The organism is Aquaspirillum soli (assembly GCF_054781915.1).
Map to the genome: position 1 here is coordinate 1 of NZ_BAAGTM010000035.1, position 1,128 is coordinate 1,128.

A 1,128-nucleotide genomic window follows, 5' to 3' on the forward strand; every position below is an offset into this window, starting at 1 on the left:
TGGTGCCATCACTCTGCACCGTTTCATTCACCGTCACCCCGTCAAACGTGCCAGCCGGTGTTGGTGTGGGGACAGGGGTTGGAACGGGCGTTGGTACCGGTGTTGGAATCGGCTCTGGTGTCGGGACAGGAACAGGTACCGGCGTCGGTGTTGGCTCTGGCGTAGGGACGGGTGTTGGTACTGGTGTCGGTGTGGGTTCTGGCGTGGGTACGGGTGTTGGCACCGGTGTCGGTGTGGGCTCTGGCGTGGGGACGGGCGTTGGTACCGGTGTTGGGGTAGGTGTTGGCGAAGGTTCGGGTGTAGGTACTGGTGTTGGGCTACTAATCGATACTGTTTGCGCACTGGAATACGTTGAGGTGTTGCTTGCTGCATCGGTGGCTTTAGCAACCAGCTTGTCACCATTGGCTAAGGTTAAGCCAGTGAAACTGGCAGTTCCGCCGGTGGCAGTGGCGGTGCCTAAGGAGGTGACTTCGCCATTGTCGACGGTGTTGTCGCTGTTCGTATCAACCCACTTAAACAGTTCAACCGTACTCCCTGTTTCAGCTGTCACACTGACTGCAGTGGTGGAATTCGCTGTGCCGACGGTTGGGGCAACAGGAGGTGTGGTGTCTGCAATTGATACTGTTTGCGCACTGGAATAGGTTGAGGTGTTGCTTGCTGCATCGGTAGCTTTAGCAACCAGCTTGTCACCATTGGCTAAGGTTAAGCCGGTGAAACTGGCAGTTCCGCCGGTGGCAGTGGCGGTGCCTAAGGAGGTGACTTCGCCATTGTCGACGGTGTTGTCGCTGTTCGTATCAACCCACTTAAACAGTTCAACCGTACTCCCTGTTTCAGCTGTCACACTGACTGCAGTGGTGGAATTCGCTGTGCCGACGGTTGGGGCAACAGGAGGTGTGGTGTCTGCAATTGATACTGTTTGCGCACTGGAATACGTTGAGGTGTTGCTTGCTGCATCGGTGGCTTTAGCAACCAGCTTGTCACCATTGGCTAAGGTTAAGCCAGTGAAACTGGCAGTTCCGCCGGTGGCAGTGGCGGTGCCTAAGGAGGTGACTTCGCCATTGTCGACGGTGTTGTCGCTGTTCGTATCAACCCACTTAAACAATTCAACCGTACTCCCTGTTTCAGCTG

1 pseudogene is annotated in these 1,128 nt (G+C 55.9%); it reads right to left on the minus strand.

Annotated elements, in window-relative coordinates:
- Window positions 1-1,128 (minus strand): annotated as a pseudogene (locus ACYVJG_RS12890) (hypothetical protein); the annotation flags it as partial.